The organism is Microbulbifer sp. ABH2_005 (assembly GCF_056160005.1).
Map to the genome: position 1 here is coordinate 32,847 of NZ_JBSWWI010000001.1, position 20,583 is coordinate 53,429.

20 protein-coding genes are annotated in these 20,583 nt (G+C 56.2%); 5 read left to right on the top strand and 15 right to left on the bottom strand.

Going from position 1 to position 20,583, the window contains the following annotated elements:
• Positions 1-16: 16 nt before the first annotated feature.
• From ACXAFI_RS00150 to ACXAFI_RS00180, 7 genes are all read right to left on the bottom strand, one after another.
• The gene (locus ACXAFI_RS00150; protein ID WP_475107193.1) at positions 17-1,564 is read right to left on the bottom strand and encodes a phosphoenolpyruvate carboxykinase; all 1,548 of its coding nucleotides are present in this window, start codon (positions 1,562-1,564) and stop codon (positions 17-19) included.
• A gap of 280 nt (positions 1,565-1,844) precedes the next feature.
• Positions 1,845-2,723, bottom strand: a complete 879-nt coding sequence (hslO, locus tag ACXAFI_RS00155) for an Hsp33 family molecular chaperone HslO (protein WP_475107194.1) — start codon at positions 2,721-2,723, stop codon at positions 1,845-1,847.
• Between the two features lie 120 nt (positions 2,724-2,843).
• Positions 2,844-3,281, bottom strand: a complete 438-nt coding sequence (locus ACXAFI_RS00160) for a DUF4124 domain-containing protein (protein WP_475107195.1) — start codon at positions 3,279-3,281, stop codon at positions 2,844-2,846.
• 28 nt (positions 3,282-3,309) lie between these two features.
• Entirely contained in the window at positions 3,310-4,800 is a 1,491-nt protein-coding gene (locus tag ACXAFI_RS00165) for a S1C family serine protease (RefSeq protein ID WP_152455581.1), read from the bottom strand.
• Between the two features lie 88 nt (positions 4,801-4,888).
• Positions 4,889-5,266 (bottom strand): RNA-binding S4 domain-containing protein, encoded by a 378-nt coding sequence (locus ACXAFI_RS00170; protein WP_475107196.1) that lies wholly within the window; start codon positions 5,264-5,266, stop codon positions 4,889-4,891.
• Between the two features lie 45 nt (positions 5,267-5,311).
• Positions 5,312-5,992 carry a GMP/IMP nucleotidase gene (gene yrfG, locus ACXAFI_RS00175; protein WP_475107197.1) on the bottom strand — a complete coding sequence of 227 codons (681 nt, stop codon included), beginning with the start codon at positions 5,990-5,992 and terminating at the stop codon, positions 5,312-5,314.
• Positions 5,993-6,072: 80 nt separating this feature from the next.
• Positions 6,073-6,747, bottom strand: coding sequence for a lysoplasmalogenase (locus tag ACXAFI_RS00180; RefSeq protein ID WP_475107198.1), 675 nt, complete (start codon positions 6,745-6,747; stop codon positions 6,073-6,075).
• Positions 6,748-7,054: 307 nt separating this feature from the next.
• On the opposite strand from ACXAFI_RS00180, the gene cysK reads away from it, so the two are divergent.
• The 5 genes from cysK (at position 7,055) to ACXAFI_RS00205 (ending at position 10,473) form a co-directional block, all read left to right on the top strand.
• Entirely contained in the window at positions 7,055-7,972 is a 918-nt protein-coding gene (cysK, locus tag ACXAFI_RS00185; RefSeq protein ID WP_444920372.1) for a cysteine synthase A, read from the top strand.
• Between the two features lie 37 nt (positions 7,973-8,009).
• Positions 8,010-8,849, top strand: a complete 840-nt coding sequence (gene cysQ, locus ACXAFI_RS00190) for a 3'(2'),5'-bisphosphate nucleotidase CysQ (protein ID WP_475107199.1) — start codon at positions 8,010-8,012, stop codon at positions 8,847-8,849.
• A gap of 90 nt (positions 8,850-8,939) precedes the next feature.
• Entirely contained in the window at positions 8,940-9,101 is a 162-nt protein-coding gene (locus tag ACXAFI_RS00195; RefSeq protein ID WP_475107200.1) for a hypothetical protein, read from the top strand.
• Between the two features lie 339 nt (positions 9,102-9,440).
• Positions 9,441-9,698, top strand: coding sequence for a type II toxin-antitoxin system HicB family antitoxin (locus tag ACXAFI_RS00200; protein WP_152455569.1), 258 nt, complete (start codon positions 9,441-9,443; stop codon positions 9,696-9,698).
• 136 nt (positions 9,699-9,834) lie between these two features.
• Positions 9,835-10,473, top strand: a complete 639-nt coding sequence (locus tag ACXAFI_RS00205; protein WP_444920369.1) for an outer membrane beta-barrel protein — start codon at positions 9,835-9,837, stop codon at positions 10,471-10,473.
• A gap of 91 nt (positions 10,474-10,564) precedes the next feature.
• Here the strand turns inward: ACXAFI_RS00205 and ACXAFI_RS00210 are convergent, their stop codons facing one another.
• From ACXAFI_RS00210 to ACXAFI_RS00245, 8 genes are all read right to left on the bottom strand, one after another.
• Entirely contained in the window at positions 10,565-12,733 is a 2,169-nt protein-coding gene (locus ACXAFI_RS00210) for a TonB-dependent copper receptor (protein WP_475107201.1), read from the bottom strand.
• Between the two features lie 233 nt (positions 12,734-12,966).
• Positions 12,967-13,407, bottom strand: coding sequence for a hypothetical protein (locus tag ACXAFI_RS00215; protein WP_475107202.1), 441 nt, complete (start codon positions 13,405-13,407; stop codon positions 12,967-12,969).
• A gap of 184 nt (positions 13,408-13,591) precedes the next feature.
• Entirely contained in the window at positions 13,592-14,209 is a 618-nt protein-coding gene (locus ACXAFI_RS00220) for a 2OG-Fe(II) oxygenase (protein ID WP_152455561.1), read from the bottom strand.
• Between the two features lie 113 nt (positions 14,210-14,322).
• A complete protein-coding gene (locus tag ACXAFI_RS00225; RefSeq protein WP_475107203.1) occupies positions 14,323-15,720 on the bottom strand; it encodes a DUF58 domain-containing protein in 1,398 nt (465 codons plus the stop codon).
• A complete protein-coding gene (locus ACXAFI_RS00230) occupies positions 15,717-16,721 on the bottom strand; it encodes an AAA family ATPase (protein ID WP_475107204.1) in 1,005 nt (334 codons plus the stop codon). The genes ACXAFI_RS00225 and ACXAFI_RS00230 overlap by 4 nt, the downstream gene beginning before the upstream one ends.
• Positions 16,718-18,031: a DUF4350 domain-containing protein gene (locus tag ACXAFI_RS00235; RefSeq protein WP_475107205.1), complete on the bottom strand. Its 1,314-nt coding sequence runs from the start codon at positions 18,029-18,031 to the stop codon at positions 16,718-16,720. The genes ACXAFI_RS00230 and ACXAFI_RS00235 overlap by 4 nt, the downstream gene beginning before the upstream one ends.
• Positions 18,021-19,619, bottom strand: a complete 1,599-nt coding sequence (locus ACXAFI_RS00240; protein WP_475107206.1) for a DUF4129 domain-containing protein — start codon at positions 19,617-19,619, stop codon at positions 18,021-18,023. Before ACXAFI_RS00240 ends, ACXAFI_RS00235 begins: the two co-directional genes overlap by 11 nt.
• Positions 19,609-20,580, bottom strand: a complete 972-nt coding sequence (locus ACXAFI_RS00245; protein ID WP_475107207.1) for a stage II sporulation protein M — start codon at positions 20,578-20,580, stop codon at positions 19,609-19,611. The genes ACXAFI_RS00240 and ACXAFI_RS00245 overlap by 11 nt, the downstream gene beginning before the upstream one ends.
• Positions 20,581-20,583 lie beyond the last annotated feature (3 nt).

The window sequence follows — 20,583 nt, forward strand, 5'->3', positions numbered from 1 at the left end:
GGCTACTTAAAAGGCATTAGGCCTTGGGGCCGGCACTTTTCACTTCATCGCTGACATTGAACTTTTCAATGTTTTCGGCGAACAGCTTGGCCAGCTTACCGGCCTGGTCGTCATAGGCGGCCTTGTCTTCCCAGGCTTCGCGCGGGTTCAGGTAGGCCTTGTCGACGCCCGGTACTTCCAGAGGAATATCCAGGTTCAGGGTTTCCAGGTGCTCGGTGGCAGCGCCTTCTAAGGCGCCGCTCTGGATAGCGGCTACCACAGCGCGGGTAACCGGGATCGGGAAACGCTTGCCGTTGTCGCCAGAGCCGCCGGTCCAACCGGTGTTCACCAGGTATACCTTGGAGCCGAAGTCCTCAATACGCTTCATCAGCAGGTCCGCGTACTCACGGGGGGCACGGGGCATAAACGGAGCGCCGAAGCAGGTGGAGAAAGTCGGGTGAATACCGGCCTCTGCACCCAGCTCGGTAGAGCCGACGCGCGCGGTGTAACCGGACAGGAAGTGGTATGCCGCAGCCTCTTTGGAGAGGATGGATACCGGAGGCAGTACGCCGGACACATCGCAGGTAAGGAAGATAACGTTCTTCGGCTCGCCGGCGCGGTTCTCCAGCTGGCGCATTTCAACATGCTCCAGCGGGTAGGAGCAGCGGCCGTTCTCGGTGAGACTGGTGTCACAGTAGTCGGCGGTGCCGTTTTCGTTGGTCACTACGTTCTCGACGATAGCGCCGAAACGGATAGCGTCCCAGATTACCGGTTCATTCTTTTGGCTCAGGTCGATGGTCTTGGCGTAGCAGCCACCTTCCATATTGAATACTGCACCCTTGGTCCAGCCGTGCTCGTCGTCGCCGATCAGGTAGCGCTCGGGGTCTGCGGACAGGGTGGTCTTGCCGGTGCCGGACAGGCCGAAGAACAGGCAGGTATCGCCGTCTTCGCCAACGTTGGCGGCACAGTGCATGGGCATAACGTCTTTTTCCGGCAGCAGGAAGTTCTGCACGGAGAACATGGCCTTCTTCATCTCACCGGCGTAGCGCATACCCGCCAGCAGCACACGGCGCTGGCCGAAGTTGATGATAACGCAGCCTTCGGAATTGGTGCCGTCGCGCTCAGGCTCACACACAAAGTTAGGCGCGTGCAGGATGCGCCACTCTTCCTTGCCCTTGGGGTTGTACTTCTCGGCGCGGATAAACATGTTGCGGCCGAACAGGTTGTGCCAAGCGGTCTGGGTGGTTACGACAACCGGCAGGTAGTGATCTTCGTCCTGGCCAACGTGCAGCTGCTGTACAAAGCTGTCGGCGCCGGCGACAAACGCTTCTACGCGGTCCCACAGGGCATCGAACTTGTCCTGCGGGAAGGGGCGGTTCACATTGCCCCAGGCGATACTGTCGGCGGTGGAGGGTTCTTCCACAACAAAGCGGTCCGCCGGGGAGCGGCCGGTGCGGGCACCAGTTTCAGTGACCAGCGCGCCGGTGTCGGAAAGTTTGCCCTCGCCGCGCGTAAGAGCCTGCTCTACCAATTGTGCTGGTGAAAGGTTCTTATAAACCAGCGCGGTGTCGTCGATCTGTGCCATTCGTCGATTACCCGTGAATGTTGGATAGTAAAAAAATTAGGGCCGCCCAAGTATTAGACAGCCAGGCAAAATTAGGGGGGCGCATTATGGCAAAATTCAAAATAAGCGGATAGCAAACACGATCACTTTTTGCGCTTTGACAGCGCTGTCATTGCAAATTAGAGCGTTTTAAATTCATGTAATCTATGTAGTATTTTTACCCTATAGATTTTATGAATTTTTGTGCGAAAAAGAGGGTGTCACCGGCGGCGGAGAGAGCTCCTCACCGGCGACGATTTCTCTAGTGCAGGGTATGGGGCGGGGCATTGAGCAGGGATTCGACCTGCTCCCGATCAAAGCGGTACTGCGCGTTACAGAACTGGCAATCGCTGACAATTTCACCGTTCTGCTCTTCCAATAATCGGTACACGTCCTCGGCGCCGAGGGAAACCAGGGCACGCGCGCTGCGCTCCCGCGAGCAGCTGCACTTGAAGCGGATACTGTCGGTGCCCAGGGTGGCCGGTTTCAACTGGTGGAACAGGCGGTGAATCAGCTCATCGTGGGGTACATGGTACAGTTCCTGGGCGGTCACGGTGTTTGCTAAGTGCAGAGCGGTTTCCCAGGCGTCGTTATTCTCTTCGGCACTGGCGGCATTATTGCCGGGTAATACCTGCAGCATTATGCCGCCCACGTTGCTGCCATCGCACTCCAGCCAGAAGCGTGTTTCCAGCTGTTCCGATTGGGCAAAGTAATCCTCCAGGCACCCGGCCAGGTTGTCCTTCTCCAGAGGCACCACCCCTTGGTAGCGCTCTCCGCGCTTGGGTTCCAGGGTGATGGCGATGACGCCGCGGGGGCCGATCATGTCCATCAGACTGGCGTCCTCACTGATCTGTGTACCTTCGGCGATACGGGCTATGCCGCGCAGATCGCTGTGGTGGGTGCACTCGGCCATAATCATCGGCACATCGCCCTCACCGCGGGCCTGCAGGCTCAATATGCCCTCGAACTTCAGGGTAGTGGAGAGCAGGCAGGCGGCTGCGAGAAACTCTCCCAGCAGATGCGCTACCGGAGTCGGCAGTGGGTTGTGCTTAAGCACTTCGCGGTAGGCATCGGTGAGGGTCACCATCTGCCCGCGAATATCGTGTTGGGAAAAGATAAAGCGTTCCAGCTGATCGGACATAGATCGAGTGCCTCGGTATTAAAACCGCGGGATTTTAGAGGTGGATATGTCTAAATGGTAGCCGGCCCGGACAATTATGGCGCCGGCAAGTGGATGCCGGCGTTGGGGATGGGGTGCGCCTCAGCCGCAGCGGCGGGCGATCTCCTGCTTGAGCTTCTTGGCCATCTGCTGGCGCTCGCGCTCTGAATAGCGTACCTCCTTGCCATTCTTGTCGATAAAGGCCACGCGCCCGTTGATCGAGCGCAGGCGCTGGCGAGCATTGCTGCAAATGCGCTGCTGTTCCTGCTGCTGCGCACGTTGTTCCTTTTGCTGGCGCTGTTGGAATTCGCGATCTGCGCTGGTGGTTCCGGAGGTGGTCAGGCTCGGTCGTTTCCTGGTGGCCTCAGCGGCATTGATCGGGCCCAGTTGCCCGGAGATATCCTGGGCCTTGACCTCTGCAGGTGGGCGATCACTGAAGTGTACCCGCCCATCGGCATCGACCCAGCGGTAGAGTTCACCGGCACTGGTGCTGGCAGCCACTAGCAGGCTGCCGAATAGGATTCCTCTCAGTTGTTTCACGGCTTCTCCCTAGCCCATACTGCGGGCCTTACTCCTCTTTATTGGCCAGTCTGCTGAACAGCCCCTGCGAGTGGCGCTGGGGTATATGGTAAGTCTGCAGAATCAGCGGTTCCTGCTCCTGGGCTTCGGCGTGATCCAGCACCATGCGGTAGCCGGAGCGGTCGCGCAGCTCCACAAAGTTTTCTTTGTTGGTTTCCATCAGCTGCGCAAACTCATCGAAGTCCGCGACATTGTGGCCATTCACCGAATCGATAATCCAGTTCTTCCAGTCGTGGTAACCCAGGTTAACGTTGGCGGGCAGCACCTTGAGGGCGACCACCAGTTCGCGTCGGCTCTCTTCGCCCCACTGGTTGCGCGCATAGAGATAATCGATTGGCGCTTTGGAGTGCCAGCTCTTGCCCCAGCGCTTGATCAGGTTCATGTTCAGGGGCACGAAGACCACGCCGCCATAGATGTAGTAGCGCGGTTGTCGGTCGAACTGTTCACCCACCACCAGGGCGCGCGAGGGCGGTGCGGCCGCTAAGGCCACTTGCGCGGTCTGCTCTTCCCCGTTGCGGGAGAAACGGACCGGCAGTTTGTCGCCGACATGGTGGCGGTCTACAGCGTAGTGGTAATTGGTGCGCTGGTTCTCGCGCCACTCTACGGTGCGATCGGCGGCGACCTCGAAGCCATCCACTTCGAGCAGTACGTCGCCGGGCTGGAAAATCTCAGCGGCGGGGGAGTCACTAAAGACCTTGACGATCATGGCGCCGTCTTGGTCCTCATCGAGGCCGGCCGCCTTCTTCATGGAGGGGCTCTCCAGGCTCTGGGTGACCACGCCCAGCTCGGGGAAGCCCTGGTGCTCCCCGTCTTCGGAGTCTTCAAGTACGTGGGCGATTACGCTGGGAGGAACGAAGTAACCGAGGTTTTCGGCACTCTGGTTGGTCTGCATGGCCACACCGACAATACGCCCGCCGGAGATCACCGGGCCGCCGCTATTGCCGGGGTTGATGGCCGCATCGATTTGGCCGGCCATCAGGAAGCTCTCGGCGTGGGCGTAGTACTGATGTTCCACCCTGGACAGCACGCCGCGGGTAATCGACAGGGACTTGCCGCCGATGGGGTAGCCATACACGGTGACCTCTTCCTGTAGGTCTGGCAGTTTGCCCAGCGTTAGGGGGCGGGTGTCATTGAAAAAGTTGTCGTCGTCCACGGTGAGCAGGGCCAGATCCGCATCGTGAGAAATAAACTTTACGCGGGCGCGGAATTTCTTGGCATCGCCATGGCGCTGAACCTGAATAAAGCTGCCATTGGCTACCACATGGGCATTGGTGAGTATCTGCTTGTTGCGGATTACCGCACCGGAGCCGGATAGCTGCTTGGGGTTCAGCAGTGCCCAGGGATTGAAGTAATCCGGAGCAGCGGCTGTGGTGTAAATCTTGATAATCGAACGCTTGAGTTGCTCGTGTTCACGGCTATCGGCAAGGGCCGTCTGCACTCCGAGCAAAAGCAGCAAAGAGATGGCGATCAGTCGTTTCATCGTGGCTGTTTTCTATCGGGTTAAGTGGGGGCAGTTTAGCAGCTATAGATAAAAATGGCGGAAATTTCACCAATTTTGTCATTTGCCGCTACTCCTGTTCTCGCAGGAAGCGGTGAATCTGGCGGCGTTGTTTTTTATTGGGACGCTCGCGCTGGATTCCGGCATTGGCCGCCTGGCGCTCACTGCGCTCCTTTTCGCGTCGGGCAATGCTGTCCTCGGTCTCGCGGTAGAGGGTGCGGGCGACCTCGGCGCCGCGGCGCTGGTCAGAGAGGTCGATAACCTCCACTTCAATCAGGTCCCAGCCCTGGCGGATACTCAAGAGCGCGCCAATGGTGAGGTCCTTACTGGCTTTGACCCTGTGTCCATCGGCGTGCACCTTACCGCCTTCAATAGCCTGTTTGGCGATGCTACGGGTCTTGAAGAAGCGTGCGGCCCAGAGCCACTTGTCGATACGTACTTTTTCCATCGAATCCTGTTGATCAATATAAACTTGGGCCCGGGTTATACGGGCTTATTGCTGCTGCGTTTTGCTGCTGTGTTGCAGCGACATAATTTCATCGAAGTGGTGAATCGCCGGGAAGTCGCTGATCTCCCGTTTGGGGCCGCGGCTGTCCGGCTGGCGGATACACAGCAGGTGGGCGATGCCGTAATCCTGTGCGGCGGCCAGTACACTCTGGTTGTCGTCCACAAACAGGGTGCGCCCGGGATCGAAAGCCACTTCCTCGCGCAGGGCATGCCAGAAGCTTCCACTTTCTTTGGCGTGTCCATAATCATGGGAGGAGATGATGTCGTCAAACCAGTGTTCGAGGCCGGTGATTTGCAGCTTGTGATCGAGTCCGTGGCGGTGTGCATTGGTGACCAGGTAAGTGGGCTTGCGCAGCTCCTGCAGCCCCTGCAGGAAGGCTTCGGTGTGGGGGCGCAGGGCAATGCGCTCCTCGATCTCGCGCAGTATCGCGAGAATATCCAGCCTCAGGGTTTCCGCCCAAAAATCCAGGCAGTACCACTCCAGGGTGCCGCGGCGCGCATCAATTTCCCGCTGCAGTTCCACCTGGGCCCGCTCGGGGTCGAGGCCGTGGACCTCGGCGTAGCGTTTGGGCAGGTGGTCGAGCCAGAAGTGGTTGTCGTAGTGCAAATCCAGCAGGGTGCCGTCCATATCCAGCAGCACGGTGTCGATACTTCGCCAGTCGAGCATGGGGCCTGTCTACCTCTCAGTGGTGGGGTGGGAAGCCAAAGTGTAGTTCTCCCAACATATCCCCAGTATGAAGGTTGGCATTATGCCTGGGAGCGGCGTATGCCGTACAGGATGACAATCTGAGCGCCGTAATAGGTGAGCATAATTGCCGTATCGGCCAAGGGTAGCGGTGCAATAAATTTGTTAACGGCGATCAACGTATCGGACAGCATGAAAGTGAGTGCGCCGGCGAATAGCAGCCCGGAATTGCCCCGGTGAGCCCCGGCGCCAAGCGCCATGGCGACAATGGCCAGCAGATATAAAAGCACCGCTGGTGCCAGCTCTCCCGCCGCGGGAAGTATCCAACGGGCCAGTCCCACCGCGGCCAGAATCACCGGTAGGATACGTATTAGGCTGCGGCGATTGCGGAAGTCGGCAAAGCGTAGGAAATTTGCGGCGTAAAGGAGTTGTGCCACCAGAAAGGCGCCCAGGCCGAAGATAAACTGCTGGGCAAATGTCATTTCCAATAGCACATCGCCGAGTGCGGAAAAAGCCAGGGCCGCCAGTGTCAGGCTGCGGCTGAGCCCCTTTAGATGGCGCATGGCCATCAGGGCAAGTATGGCGATTGGCAGTGCTTTCAGCGAAGCCATCCACAGCCCTTGAATCGCCAAACCATCGAGCAGCATAAAAACAGCGGCAAAGAAAAAAAATGCGGTGGGCATAAATAGACTTGTGTGGTTTGCACCACGGGCATCGGAGGTCATATTCGGATTCATAGCTGCACCTTTAATACTGGTTTTTATGGTTATTGGTATGAGGCCAGCCAATAAATGTGGCACAAAGAAGTGTTGCCACCAACCGGGTCGCCATAAATTCACAGATCTGCGTGAAACAAGCTCCGAAAACCAGCCCCTGTTGATGACGGCGACTATTTGCAGGGAGGTTTACGCGCATGTTGTGTTACTTGGATTTTCTTGTGGGTCTCTTGGGGCAGTGCACATCTGGGTTACTATCTGCGCACAGGAAATTATTTGTCGGCAGGCTGCTGTCTGCCGGGAGAGTCAATAACGGAGAGCTTCATCGATGAAGGCAGCCAATATTCTGGAAACCATCGGCAATACCCCCCATGTGCGCATCAACCACCTGTTCCGCCCGGATATCGAGGTGTGGATGAAAGTGGAGCGCTTTAACCCGGGCAGCAGTATCAAGGACCGTATTGCCCTGGCGATGATTGAGGATGCCGAGCGCCGCGGTGCTTTGCAGCCCGGTGGTGTGATTATCGAACCCACCTCCGGTAACACCGGCATTGGTCTGGCCATGGTAGCGGTGGTGAAGGGCTATCGCCTGATTCTCACTATGCCGGAATCCATGTCGATGGAGCGCCGCCAAGTAATGAAAGCCATGGGTGCAGAGTTAGTGCTTACCCCTAAGGAGCAGGGCATGGGCGGTGCAATTGCCAAGGCCGAGGAACTGCTGAAACAGCATGAAAATAGCTGGATGCCACAGCAGTTCTGCAACCGCGCCAATGTCCAGGTGCATCGCGAGACCACCGCCAGAGAGATCCTCGCAGATTTCCCCGAGGGACTCGATTATTTGATTACCGGTGTCGGCACCGGAGGCCATATTACCGGTTGCGGTGAAGTGCTTAAGGAGTCCTTCCCCAAATTGCAGGTCTTTGCTGTCGAGCCAGAAAATTCTCCAGTGATCAGCGGTGGCGATAAAGGCCTGCACCGACTGCAGGGGATTGGGGCTGGGTTTATTCCTGAAGTGCTCAATACCAAGATGCTCGACGGCACTATTTTGGTGAGTGGGGAAGACAGTTTCGAGATGGCGCGCAGGTGCGCTTTGAAGGAGGGAATTTTTGTGGGCATTTCCTCCGGTGCCAGCTTGGCGGCATTGAAAAAACGCGAGGGCGAATTCGCCCCAGGCAGCCGTGTGCTGATTTTCAGTTATGACAGCGGTGAGCGTTATCTGTCTGTAAAAGACCTCTTTTCCGCGTGAAGCCTTATACTCACCAGCTGAAAATAAGGGAGTTTTAATGAATAAGGCATTATTGGAGCAGGTGATTGCTATCTGCAAAAACGCCAGCGAGGCAATTCTGGAGGTTTACCACAGCAGCGCTGAGCTGGAAGTGGATACTAAAGCGGATGATTCGCCGGTGACTGCTGCCGACCTGGCGGCCCACAAAATCTTGGCGCCGGCTCTGGCGCGATTGATTGAAGGAGTGCCGGTATTATCCGAAGAGCAGGAAATGCCGTCATTTGCCGAGCGCAGCCAATGGCAGCGTTACTGGATAGTGGACCCGCTGGATGGCACCAAGGAATTTATCCGCCGCAACGGCGAATTCACGGTAAATGTGGCTCTTATTGAGAATGGCGAGCCCGTGTTGGGGGTGGTACATGTGCCGGTATTGGATATTACCTATGCCGGTGGCAAGGGCGATGGTGCCTTTAAACGCACCGAATCTGGGGATACCGAAATACGCGTGCGCCCACTGAAGCCGCGTTTGGAGGCAGGCGAAGCAGTTGAATTGGTTGCCAGCCGCAGTCATGGTGCCGGTGCCGTGGATCAATTGGTAGAGCGTATTGAATCCAGGCTTGGTGCGGTGGCCTGTAAAAATATGGGTAGCTCTCTCAAACTGTGTCTGGTGGCTGAGGGGAATGCTGATCTCTACCCGCGACTCGCGCCCACTTGTGAGTGGGATACAGCGGCGGCCCAGGCGGTGGTTGAGGCGGCTGGTGGCATCGTGGTGGACGATACCTTCAAGCTATTGCGTTACAACCGTAAAGACTCATTGCTGAATCCATTTTTCTATGTAATCGGTGATGCATCTTACGACTGGCAGGATTTGCTCATTGCAGAGTCCCCTGTAAACTAAGCTTGCCTCGCCCTCACTTCGGTGGGGGCGAAAATTATTCTCTTCCTTTATTTTCTAAACAACTTTTTCACCAGCTTAAAAGGCCGGACCATGCCTCTCCAGGTGAGTAGCAAAGCGCTCGATCCCAGTGAAATTCGCTGTTTGCGCAGAGAGCTGGAGCAGGAAATTGCCTGGTTACAGCGGCAACAAGAAGCTTTGACAGATTCCGAATCGGAAAACCAACAATCCCTGCGGCGCACGCTAGAGGCATGATCTTTTCCCGCCGGGCGCTTCTCGGAAGAATGCCGCGCTAACCTTCCTGTCAATCTCCTAACATAAAGTTTTTATATCTTTCGATCGCAGTTGTCTTTTATCCATTCCTCTAATACGTATTTCAGGAAAACGTGCAATTTCCCGAAATATATTTCAATTTAAATCCAGAAAATTAATCCGAGTATGAATGGTTTTCTCTTTATATTTTCTCTGGGTAGTAAGAATCGTTGCGCAGGATTAATTGCATTGGGGAAATAATTGATTTTACTTGCCATATTTCCTTCGCAGTATTGAAACCCGTCTACGCTTTGGAAAGCCAATGTATAAGAGAATTTTCCAATGCGCTATCCGGTTGTGCTTCACAACATCGAATACGCCGGCTTTGGTGCCATAGCACCGGACCTGCCGCATTGTCATTGCTATGCCGAAACCTTGGATGGCGCCCTGCAAAAAATGGCGGAAACTATATTTCAGCGCCTGGAGGAGTTACGTATAGCCGGGAAACCAATGCCTCAACCTCAGGAGGTGGATGATTTGCGTGATAACCCCGCTTTTGCCGGCGGTATCTGGGCCATTATTGATGTTGAGAGTGTATAGGATTGTCTTGCTGCACAAATTGGAATGGTTGTGCATGGCCTATTTTTTCTACCAAATAATCCTGATAGCGCCATAAAGGTAAAAAGATAAATAGGTTTGGTGAACGAATAGGTATCGAGCTACAAGGATGGATTGAATGAAGACAGTGTTATGTATCCTGGCTCTGCTGTTATCGTCAACAGTCGCTGCGAAGGAGTGGAATAATCCTTTCGATGGTATTGAGTCGGGTGAATATCGGCTTATTACCACGCTGGGATTGGGTTCTGGAGAGTTGCAGCTCAATGATCAACGGGATTTTTTTGGCTATGTCAGTGTAGGGGTGACACCCGCGGGGGGTGTTTGGCAGGTAAATTTACAATTTTCCCGCTTCAATGATAACCATGTGCGAATCAATCAGGTCGGGCTGAATTTTAAGGTGGATTTTACCTTAAATTGCTATGTTCAGTGCCTCTATTGGATGGCGGGCTGGAACTATGCCGACGTGGATCTGAATGATGTTCGCAAGCATGGTTATTGGTATCACCATAAAGATAAGTGGCATCAGTATGATGTTTATGACAAGGGAAAAGACTGGTATTACGACGGCCATTATTACCATGTGATAGACGCCAGTGGCAGTGATTCTTTCTGGAACTTAGGGCTTGGCTACCGATTTATGTGGAACCAGGATTTTGATACCTCTATCGAATACAACTACAACGATATCAACTCTGTCTATAGGGTAAATCTGGGTCACCTGCGGACTTTAAGTCTGAATTTTTCCTATCGTTTTTAAATAAAAATCTATGTTAAGCGGGAAATTCGAGTAGTTTCCCGCTTAACATGCTATGGCCGGTTTTTTAGACCGGAAAAATAATCAGCACATTTTAAATACGATAAATGGTTTTAATCCATAAGGTTCTGCCGGGCTCATTGACCCTATCCAGCTGCGGAAAATTGGGGATTTCCGCTCCCGCACGGCTAATATGTTCGGCATAGGTCTCATCCAACAGGTTGTCGATACCAGCGGTTAACAGCAGTCGCTGGTTTGGACGCCAGCCGGCATTGATGGACAGTACATTGGCAGAATCCGTGGGACCAAAGTCCTGCCCAATAATATTACCCTTGCCGACATCGACGCGATCCTGACTGGCAATGGCCCGCCACAGAATACCCGCCGACCATTGAGCCTGCTCATAGTGCAACCCTAGGCGTGTTTCCAATGGGGGTAGCTGGGCCAGGGTGGTCTCGTCCGTATCGTTGGCACCGCGCACTGAAGTGACGGTGAATTCGGTGCGCCAGTTATCGTTTAATTGATAGCTGGCATCCAATTCCAAACCCCAGGTACGTGCCTGGATATTGCGTATTACCGCAACAGTCCGACTATCTGCCGACTCTCCCATATCCATTGCACTACCCATTGCAGCATCCATGGATGACATGGTGTCCATATCTGACATCAACGCCGGCTTTTGGTAATCATTCTGCACTAGTAGATAGTCGCGGATATCGCTGGCAAAAGCGGAAATACTGGCGGACAACTTTTCGGTGCGATAGATAGCGCCAATATCTAGCTGACTGGTTTTTTCCGACTCTATGTTGAGCGCGCTGTAGGAGTCTGCCGCCTCGCGGGAGAATATCTCCCAGTAATCTGGGAAGCGCTCGCTGTATCCGAGTCCAGCATAAAGAGTGGCGGAACTATTGGGAGCGCTCGGCAGGGCTAACTCGTAGCGCATAAAACCGCTGGGCAATCGCTCGGAGCGGCTTTCGCCGGCGGTTGGGTTATCTACTTTGGCCATCATGGAGACCGAGATGGTCTCGCGCAGATCTTTCGCTTTCCAGTCGTCCAGCCTGGCGCCGGCGATCCATCGTTGGTTGGGAGCAAACTGCCAGCTGGCCTCGGAGAAAATGCCCAACTGAGAAAATTCCGCATCCGCATCCCACTTCAGTGAGCGATAATCCATCATCGACTGGTTCATACTCATGCGGCCGCGGTGACGGTTTTCCCAGGTATCCAGGCCTGCTGTCAGCTCAATGTTATCCGCAGGATTCAGCTGCAGGCTCAGCTTGGCACCCATGGTTTCGCTGTCTAAATTCATGACGACTGGGGTAGTCGTCATTCCCGAGGGTTCACGCAGGCTGTAATTATCCATGATGTGATCGATGGTGTTGTAATAGATCTGCACGTCGATGGTATTCAGCAGATCGCCGATATTGCTGCGGCGGTATTTGGCTTTGTAGCTTTCCCGCGCAAATTTACTGCCATCTACGCCGCGGTCGGCATAGGCCGCTTCGGCATCGCTAAAAGCAGTTTCGAATTCCAGACCATTGTCATCGTCAGGGGTCCAGGCCAGATTGGCCTTGCCACTCCAGCGCTCGTAGTTCGAATGTACCGGATTACCGTCGCCATCCTCATAATCATCCGCAGAGGCAGAGGTCGCCGAACCGCGCAGGGAAAATTCCGGGGTTTTATAAGCCAGATCAAAGAGTCCGTCTTTTCGATCGGCGCTGCCGCCGAGCAGGCTCGCATGCATATCCCATTCGGGTTCGGTAGGACGTTCCTGTAGCTGATTGAAAAGTACAACCCCAGCGGAATTACCCGGTCCGTGAGCGACACTCTGGGGGCCCTTAATTACCTCTATTTCATCGAGGCTTTCGGGGAAAATATAGGCGGTAGGCGGGTCCATACGGCCGGGACAACCGCCCATAAGAGACTCTCCATCCAGTAACATGCCCAGGCGCGAACCACCCATGCCTCGCAACAGGGGATCGCCACTGGTGCCACCTTTGCGTACCACGGAAAATCCGGGAATGGTTTTTAGATAGTCGGCGCCGTCGTTGGCAGGCAGAGGCTGACGAGGCATTTTCGGGTCCGTCAGCAGATTTAGTGGCTGCTCGGTTTTTACTCCGGTGACCACCATCTGCTCCATTTCACGCTCTTTTTTTTCATTGACCTCGCTGGCCATTAAGGCTGCGGGAAAGGTGCAGCCGGCAATAATTGCCAGGCTCAATGGAGTGTGTAATGGCTTGTTCTTTTGGGATTTAACTTTTCGCATTCTGACTTATCCGTTTTTGGGCCGAAGGTCGGGTACGGCCGTGAGGAGCGCGGTAAAAAAAGCGCGCACTGGTTTGCCCCCGCTGACTGAGTCGCGGGAATTACAGTTGTCGCGAGGTGGGTCTACGGCTGCTGCAGCACCCTAAGCGGCAAGAATGCAGGCAAAGGTAGTACAGCGAAGCGCAGAAACCGACCTCGAATATTGTGTGGTGAAAAATAAGGTAAACCGTGGTTTTAAACGGGAGGAGCGCGGATAAGAGGGCGGCTGTAGTGTAAAGAAAGAGCGGGGTTAATGCCTTTGCTGCGAGGGGGGAGAATATTCCCCTCAATGAATAAATGCAGGTCTAATGCTGGTGCTTGGGCAAGACTGGCAGCGGCGGAGAAATTACAGTGGTTGTCGGCAAAGGAATGGGCAGTCAGGGCATCGTGGTTGTGCCCGCTGTGGTTATCACCAAGGTTGTGATGATGATCCTGTGCCTGGTTGGCCAGGGAATTTAATAACAGAGCACTGCGGCTGTCGCCGTGACAAAGTCCGTAGGGTGTGCCCGCAGAGAAATCGGCGGGCATAAACCCTGCGGGAACCAAGCCGCGGGCACTGAGAAAAACCAGTAAAAGCAGCAGTGCCTGCCACTGGGGCAGGTGTGGACGGTTTTTACGGGTGCGCGCGCGACTCATAAATAGCGTTCTTGAAGTTACCGGGGTGGACTTAATAAATCCCCGAGGGCAAGTGGCAACAGATTACCCGCTGACTGTAAAAAGTGCCACTACCAATAACGAATTTTTAGGGGTCGCTTTTTGCTATTTTTTAGTTCAATTATTTTATGTTGCTGTTATCAAATAAAACTATTAACCGATATTTTTATCGCAAGAGAGACTTTAATCGCGCACTGATACCATGAAAAAACTGGTGTTTTTTCTTGGCCTTGTCGCCGCTTAGAAAATTGATTTGGATCGCCTGTCGTTTACCGACAAAGCTGGGGTAGCCGTGCCAGCAATTATCGGTCACCTTGAAAGCCACCAAAGAACCCGGCCCGGGTAGCAGTTCATCACTGTAGTCGTCCAGGCTTTTGCCGCTGCGCAGGATACGCAGGCGTCCAGTGGGTGCCGACCAGTCGCTGTTCAGATAGATCAGTACGGTAATGAGTTTGGTTTTGGAGTCTGTATGAATGCGCCCATCTTTAGCCCGGGAGTATCCACGCAAGGTGGCCATCATCGGTTTATCAGATAGATCCAATGCGAATTTTTCACCGAGAATACGCCGCACTTCGGCACTGCCAAACTGCTCGATAAAACTGCGCAGGCGCTCCGAGGTTTTGACATCCTTGATGTTGAAACTGCCGCCTTTGTGTAGAGGGGGGAAGTCTGCGATCAGGGCGCTGGCCTCGTCGGAGGCCAGGGAGCGCTCTAAGTAGAAATGGGGGAAGGGGGAAGGCTTTACTTCGGCACTGCTGAGCCGCTCGATAGTGACTTGGGACATAGTCAATTTTATCTCCCTATAAAGTGGGATTATTTTTATTGGAACATCGTTAACATCACTCTTTTTTTACTTCTTACATCCATTTATTTGAATTCCCCCGGTCTTACAGCTGGTCAGATTTTGCCGCTGCGCTTGAGCTGCCAATAAGCTTGCACCAGTGCCTGGTGCAAAAGCTCTGGACGGGAATCCACCACTAGTACATTACAGGCCTGCAGTTGTTGCAATAGGCGCGCACGTCGGCGCAGAAAATCCCGCGCGGCAGCGCTCTCGACTGCCTCGGAAAAATCTCCAATAGGCTTCTGTGCCACGCGGTCCACGGCGGTCTCGCGCAGGCTCGCCACCATCACCAGGTGGTTGCGGGTGAGCAGGCGCACGGCGGTAAGCAGTTCGCTACTGTCTTCATCGCGCAGGTTGGTGATCAGGATCACCAGTGCGCGGCGCTTGTGGGTTGCCAGTAGTTGCTGGGCGGCGCCGCTATAGTCCGCGCTGCCGGTGCCGGAGTGCAGATCGTAGACATTGTTCAGCAACAGGTTGATCGCACTCTCACCCTTCACCGGCGGCAGCTGCCCGCCGGAGCTGTCCTGTGCGGCGGCGAAGGCCTGTAGGCCGACCGCATCCCCCTGCTTGATCGCTACATAGGCGGATAGCAGCAGGCCGTTGAGGGCGTGATCAAAATGGCTCAGCTCGCCGTCTTTGGCACGCATGCGCCGACCGCAGTCGAGCATGTAAATAATTTCCTGGTCGCGCTCGTCCTGGTATTCGCGGCTGATGAGTTTGCGCAGTCGTGAACTGGCACGCCAATCTACCTGACGCTGGCTATCTCCTTGGCGGTATTCGCGCAATTGGCGGAAGTCCATACCCTCGCCGCGGCGCTGCTGTTGGTGCAGGCCGAGATGGCGCAGGGTCTGCTCAGTGGAGAGCGCCTGCAGGGAGGAGATGCCGAGAAAGTTGGGATAGACCTTCACGGTTTGCTCACTGCCGAGCCATACACGGGTCTGCCACAGACCCCAGGGAGAGTCGGCGAGCACTTCGATTCGGCCGAATTCGGCACTGCCACGGCGGTGCGGCACCAGGGTGTACTCAATGGCAACTTCCTGATCTGGCTCCAGCCGCGCCTGGCGCGGTAACCCGCTGCTGCCCAGTTGTTGCGGCACACTGTCGCACACCCATAGCGAGAGGCTGCGCTGGCCGCGGTTGTGCAATTTCAATCGCGCACTGTTGCGCACGCCCAGGGCCAAATTACCGGGCAGTTTGCGTTCGCCCTCCAGGCCCAGAACCCTGCGCCCGGTGAGGAAATCCAGCAGGGCCGCGCCGATTAACAGCGCGCCAGCGGTCCACCAGAGAGTCTGCAGCAGCTGTGCAGATTGAGGCAGCCAGATACGTGCAGCACTTACCGCCAGAGCGGCCAGGCACCAGTAACCGAGTAGTTTCACCAGGCGGCGGCTGGGGCCTGCTCGCCCGAGACTGGACTTTGTGCTCGGAACTTCAGTGGCGACGGCGCTTTGTGTCACAGTCGCGGCGCCTCGACGCTATCGATAATCATGGCCAGGGCGCTGTCGGTGGTTTCGCCGTCGATTTCCATATCCGGGGACAGGCTGACGCGGTGGCGCATGACTGGGATCGCCATTGCCTTGATATCGTCGGGCAGCACAAATTCACGGCCCTGAAGCAGGGCGCTGGCGCGGGCTGCCTGCAACAAGCCGATACTGGCGCGGGGACCCGCTGGGCTGCGCAACTGATTGGCTTCACGGGTGGCGCGCACCAGGCGCACGGCGTAGTCCAACACCTGCTGGTCCAGAGCTACCTGGGGTACCAGCGCCTGCAGTTGCTGCAACTGCTCCACGGTAATCTCACTGGCAGCTTTCTCCCGCAGGTGTTTCTCTATACGGCCGCTGCTGGCAGCGGCCGCCAATTGCAATTCGGCTTCCAGGCTGGGGTAGTCGATCAGAACCTTAAGTAGGAAGCGATCCAGCTCTGCCTCTGGCAGTGGGTAGGTGCCCTCTTGCTCGATGGGGTTCTGAGTGGCCAGCACCATAAAGGGGCTGGGTACGGCAAAGGCCTTGCCGTCGATAGTGACCTGCTTCTCCTGCATCACCTCGAGCAGGGCCGCTTGGGTCTTGGCCGGGGCGCGGTTGATTTCATCAGCCAGCAGTAGATTGGTAAACACCGGTCCACGGCGCACTTCGAAGCGGCTCTCGCCCATGTTGTACATGGCGTGGCCGGTAACATCCGCCGGCATCAGGTCCGGGGTGAATTGGATGCGGCGAAAGTGGCCGCCAAAACAGCTGGCCAGGGTGCGCACCAGCAGGGTCTTGCCGAGGCCGGGGACGCCCTCCAGCAAGACATGGCCGGAGGCCAGCAGAGCCACCAGCACCTGCTCGACGACCTGTTCCTGACCGATCAACAGGCGGTTGATATTGTTGCGCAGTAGCTGTAGTTGGGCGGCCGCGGCTTGCCAGTCTGGTGCTTCGCTGTGGGTTTGGGGTTCTGGATTCAGGGTAGTATCGCTCATAAGACTGCCTCAATTCGCTGCAGGGTGCGCATTTGTTCGGTAAAGGATTCTTCGCTGGTCGCCGGTTTGCCCCACAGGCTGGCGATGATGCTGTTTTCGCTGAGATTGGTTGTAGCGCTGAGTCTCTTGCTCAGAGTCTGGCGCGCAGACGAGCCGGCGTCCGTCGCTCCCAGGCGGCGCAACAGTTCCTCGCGCTGCCCGCGGAGTAGCCGCTGGCACTGATCGTCTCGCCAGTAATAGTGGCCGCAGGCGGAGATATGCTCCAACAGGGAGCGCCGCGCTATCTCCGGCGATGGCTGTAACGGGCCGAAGCGGCGCGCACGCAAAATCAGCCAGCCAAGTAGGGCGAGCAGACCGGAGATAAAAAATTCGGCAGCGTACTGGCGTGCGAGCAATCCCAGCGAGTCGAAGCGCGGCCTGGTGAGGAAAACAAAATCACCGCTTCCGGCCAGTAACTGTAAAAAGTAGGCGTGATCGAAATGCCCGATTCGGTGCGACTGCCACATGGTGCTGTCTGTCATCAGGGTGATAACGCCTTCCCCCTGGGCAAACTGCATAAAGGGCACGCCCTCGTCGTCGCGCCAGACTTTGGCAAAAAATACCGGTGCGCCCTCGGCAGTGTTGTCTTCGATGCCGGGATGGTAGAGCAGGTGGCTGGCGTCGAAGTGTAATTGAGCCTCGTTCCCGCCAGCGGTGGGCAGGGTTACCAGATCTTCGGGGTCCACATCGGGATTGCGCGGCTTTTCCTTTTCAGACTCCGCCTGCTCTTCTTCCAGGCCCTCTTCAATGCGGCGGTTGTATTCGCGCAGGGCCTCTCCCGGGCTCTGTTCGGGTTTCAGCTCGGCATCCTCTCCCAGTAGCGGTTGCAGTGGATGCTCAAAATAGTAGTCCCCATGCCCTTCCAGCATGGAGACGCCGAGGGCTTCCAGCAGCCAGTCGCGCTCTTCGCTGCGCCCCTCCTCGAAATCAAAGCCTTCGGTGCGCGCGACGACAATAGCATGGCCACCGCCTTGTACCCACTGCAGCAGTTCCTCGACCCGCTGGGGGTTATAGACCTGGCTGGAATTGGCGATAAACAGAGTGGCGTCCACTGGCAGGGTATTCAGCACGGAGATATTTTCTGCCTGCTGCGGTTCCAGCCCTATTCCGGCGAGATACTGCTCGGCAGCCAGGAAGGGATTGCGCCGCGCTTCCGACCCCCAGCCGCGATCCTTTTCTTCTGTATAGCGTTCAAAAAAAGTGAGAAACAGCCATACCAGGCCGGCACACAGCAGTAAGGCGATTCCGATCAACAGGCGTTTAGTGGTCATTGCCAAATACCTCTTGCCACTGCTGGCACAACTCGTTTACCTGTGAGTCTGCGGGGGGGCGGTGGGCATAGGCCAGCTGCTGCCAGCTACCAGTGAGTTGCTGTACAAACTGGCTCAGCGGGGCGCTTACCGGACGCAGCGTATCGTCTGCGGTCCTACGACGCCGGCTTACCAATTGGGCGCATTCACTCTCGGTGAGATGATCGCCAAAGTGGAAATGGAAGTCCTCAATCAGGTGAGACAAGGTGGCGCGGTACAAAAGGCCGAGGCCGGCGCGCTTTTCGCCGGCCTGCCACAGGCGCAGCACCTCTGTGCACACGTCGTCGGGCAAACTCGATTGACGTACATCGAGGCCAAACAGGGTCTCTGGCACCTCCACTTTCTTCTTGGGAGTGTGTTGCCAGCGCAGGCTACTGAGAATGGCTTCACGGTGGCGCCAGCCCAGGTAAATCAAGCCCGCGATTACAGCAATCCACAGCAATAGTTCGATGGGTTTGGCGATCAGCGCCCCCCAATTGATTCCTGAGGAATCATCGCTCTCGGGAGGGTTTTCCATAAGCCACTTGAACAGCCACTCGAACAGCTCGATAAGCCACTCGGGTATTTTTTCCTGCTCTTCCTCTCCGAGGTCTTTAAGGCGCCAGCCGCTCACCTGCTCAATATTATGGAAGTCCTCGCCGGCGAGCACTTCGTCGATACGCTGTTGCGCCTGTTGGGGGCTTTCCAGGGATTCCGCCTGGGCCTGTGGCGCCGGCGTCAGAGTCGTGCAGGCGAGCACGCATAACAATAATACCGAGGCCAAGGGAGAAGATCGGCCGGCAGCGGATTTACTTGCCTGCAGGCTGCGTTGGTGGCGCTCGGCCAAGTCGCGGAACTGGATTTCGATATCCCAGCCCTCCAATTCAATACGCCGGCCGATATACAGGCAGAAGCCACTGACGATATAAAACGGCGCCACTGCGGCCATAATCAGTACGCAGAGAACGTTGGAAACCCACTCCAGCGCCAGAGTTTCACCGCGAAGTAGCGGAGCCCAGTCGATGTTTGCCGCAACCTGCTCGGGAATAAACAGATAAATCAGGATAAAGGCGGCAATCAGGAGGAAGCCCTCCAGGTGAATACCGGTTAGGGTCAGCCAGGTGGCTGCCCCAGAGTGTTTGCGGTGCAGCACGCTGAGACGCGCACTGCGGGCACTGCCTTTTGATTGCTCCAGCACGGTCACCGGCATATCGAAGGAGCGGGTGGCGCTTAGGCGGCGAATGGTGATCCAGGCGAGCCAGTCGGTGCGGTTGTGTTTGAAAAATTCCTTCAGGGCCGCCAGTGCAGATACCGGTGTACCGAATAGGGTGCGGCTGATCATAAACAGCGGCAGGCGGTCGAACACGGGTTTTAACCACCAGATTGCGAACATCGACCATCCGGGGTGGCCGGGAAAAGCCCAAGCCAGGGCGCCCAGCAGCAATGCCGACGGAAGCAGCCAAACCAGAAACATCGGCAGCCAGTGCTTGCGTGCCAGAGCGATACCCAGGTCGATGGATTCCCAGGGCGATCGCAGGCGTGCGCGCACCGCTAAGTTTTTAACTTGCATGGCGGGACTCCCCGCGCCCAGCCAGGGCGAAATAGGCGAATACCAGCAGCCATAGAAGAGCACCGAAGCCGAGTTTGATCGCTATGGGTGTGGCAGCGCTGGAGGACCAGAAGGCTTCGAGGAAGGCGGCGATCACCAGCATCAGGAAAGTGCCGTACATAATTTTCATGGCTTCGACACTGGCCAGGCGCAAAGCTACTGAGCGCCGATGCTGTCCCGGATCGACAAGGGAGCGGCCCAGTAGTAGCCCGGCGGCCCCGGCCAGCACGATGGCGGTCAGTTCAAAAGCGCCGTGGCCGATCACAAAGGGGTAAAACGTAGAGACAAATCCCACCCGAGTGATGTGCCCAAACACAGCGCCCAGATAGAGACCATTGAAAACCAGGAAAAAAATTGAGCCGAGGCCAAACAGTATGCCGCCGGCAAAAGTGCGGAAGGCGATACCGATATTGTTCTTGATATAGAAGCCGAACATGGCCAGATCGGTGTCCGAGCCGCGCTCGCGTCCCAATACCCGGTTGCCAGGGTCGTACATGGATTCCAGCGAGAGCACGTCTCCCGGCGACATCATCGCGTAAATCAGGGCGTCGTTGTTATAGGTGCCAATGCCCATCACCAGGGCAGGCAGTAAAAACAGTGCAGTAGCCAGGGCCACCACACGACCATTGGCGCGCACGGCCCGGGGGAATCCGGCCAGCAGGTAGTGTAGCCACCCCTTGCGACGCAAGGTCTGCTGGCGGTAAACCCGGTGGTGGGCAGCGGTAACCAGCTGGTTGAGATGGTCGATCAAACGGTTGGTGTACTGGCGTTCTTTAGCTACCGCCAATTGCTGACACAGTTCCCGGTAGGCGGCGGGTAAGTCCAATGCGGCCACTTCGGCGCTGTGGTGGTCGTTTTTCAACCAAGCTTCCAGCTGCGCCCAACTGTCGCGGTGGCGATTTTCGAAATCTCTCTGTCTCATGAA

What these genes read in the sequence shown, in the direction of transcription:
- ACXAFI_RS00165 (WP_152455581.1), bottom strand. Translation starts at nt 4,800, where the DNA reads ATGAAACGACTGATCGCCATCTCTTTGCTGCTTTTGCTCGGAGTGCAG.
- ACXAFI_RS00240 (WP_475107206.1), bottom strand. Translation starts at nt 19,619, where the DNA reads ATGCAAGTTAAAAACTTAGCGGTGCGCGCACGCCTGCGATCGCCCTGG.
- ACXAFI_RS00220 (WP_152455561.1), bottom strand. Translation starts at nt 14,209, where the DNA reads ATGTCCCAAGTCACTATCGAGCGGCTCAGCAGTGCCGAAGTAAAGCCT.
- ACXAFI_RS00200 (WP_152455569.1), top strand. Translation starts at nt 9,441, where the DNA reads ATGCGCTATCCGGTTGTGCTTCACAACATCGAATACGCCGGCTTTGGT.
- ACXAFI_RS00205 (WP_444920369.1), top strand. Translation starts at nt 9,835, where the DNA reads ATGAAGACAGTGTTATGTATCCTGGCTCTGCTGTTATCGTCAACAGTC.
- cysQ (WP_475107199.1), top strand. Translation starts at nt 8,010, where the DNA reads ATGAATAAGGCATTATTGGAGCAGGTGATTGCTATCTGCAAAAACGCC.
- ACXAFI_RS00180 (WP_475107198.1), bottom strand. Translation starts at nt 6,747, where the DNA reads ATGAATCCGAATATGACCTCCGATGCCCGTGGTGCAAACCACACAAGT.
- ACXAFI_RS00210 (WP_475107201.1), bottom strand. Translation starts at nt 12,733, where the DNA reads ATGCGAAAAGTTAAATCCCAAAAGAACAAGCCATTACACACTCCATTG.
- yrfG (WP_475107197.1), bottom strand. Translation starts at nt 5,992, where the DNA reads ATGCTCGACTGGCGAAGTATCGACACCGTGCTGCTGGATATGGACGGC.
- ACXAFI_RS00150 (WP_475107193.1), bottom strand. Translation starts at nt 1,564, where the DNA reads ATGGCACAGATCGACGACACCGCGCTGGTTTATAAGAACCTTTCACCA.
- ACXAFI_RS00195 (WP_475107200.1), top strand. Translation starts at nt 8,940, where the DNA reads ATGCCTCTCCAGGTGAGTAGCAAAGCGCTCGATCCCAGTGAAATTCGC.
- cysK (WP_444920372.1), top strand. Translation starts at nt 7,055, where the DNA reads ATGAAGGCAGCCAATATTCTGGAAACCATCGGCAATACCCCCCATGTG.
- ACXAFI_RS00170 (WP_475107196.1), bottom strand. Translation starts at nt 5,266, where the DNA reads ATGGAAAAAGTACGTATCGACAAGTGGCTCTGGGCCGCACGCTTCTTC.
- ACXAFI_RS00245 (WP_475107207.1), bottom strand. Translation starts at nt 20,580, where the DNA reads ATGAGACAGAGAGATTTCGAAAATCGCCACCGCGACAGTTGGGCGCAG.
- ACXAFI_RS00235 (WP_475107205.1), bottom strand. Translation starts at nt 18,031, where the DNA reads ATGACCACTAAACGCCTGTTGATCGGAATCGCCTTACTGCTGTGTGCC.
- ACXAFI_RS00230 (WP_475107204.1), bottom strand. Translation starts at nt 16,721, where the DNA reads ATGAGCGATACTACCCTGAATCCAGAACCCCAAACCCACAGCGAAGCA.
- hslO (WP_475107194.1), bottom strand. Translation starts at nt 2,723, where the DNA reads ATGTCCGATCAGCTGGAACGCTTTATCTTTTCCCAACACGATATTCGC.
- ACXAFI_RS00215 (WP_475107202.1), bottom strand. Translation starts at nt 13,407, where the DNA reads ATGAGTCGCGCGCGCACCCGTAAAAACCGTCCACACCTGCCCCAGTGG.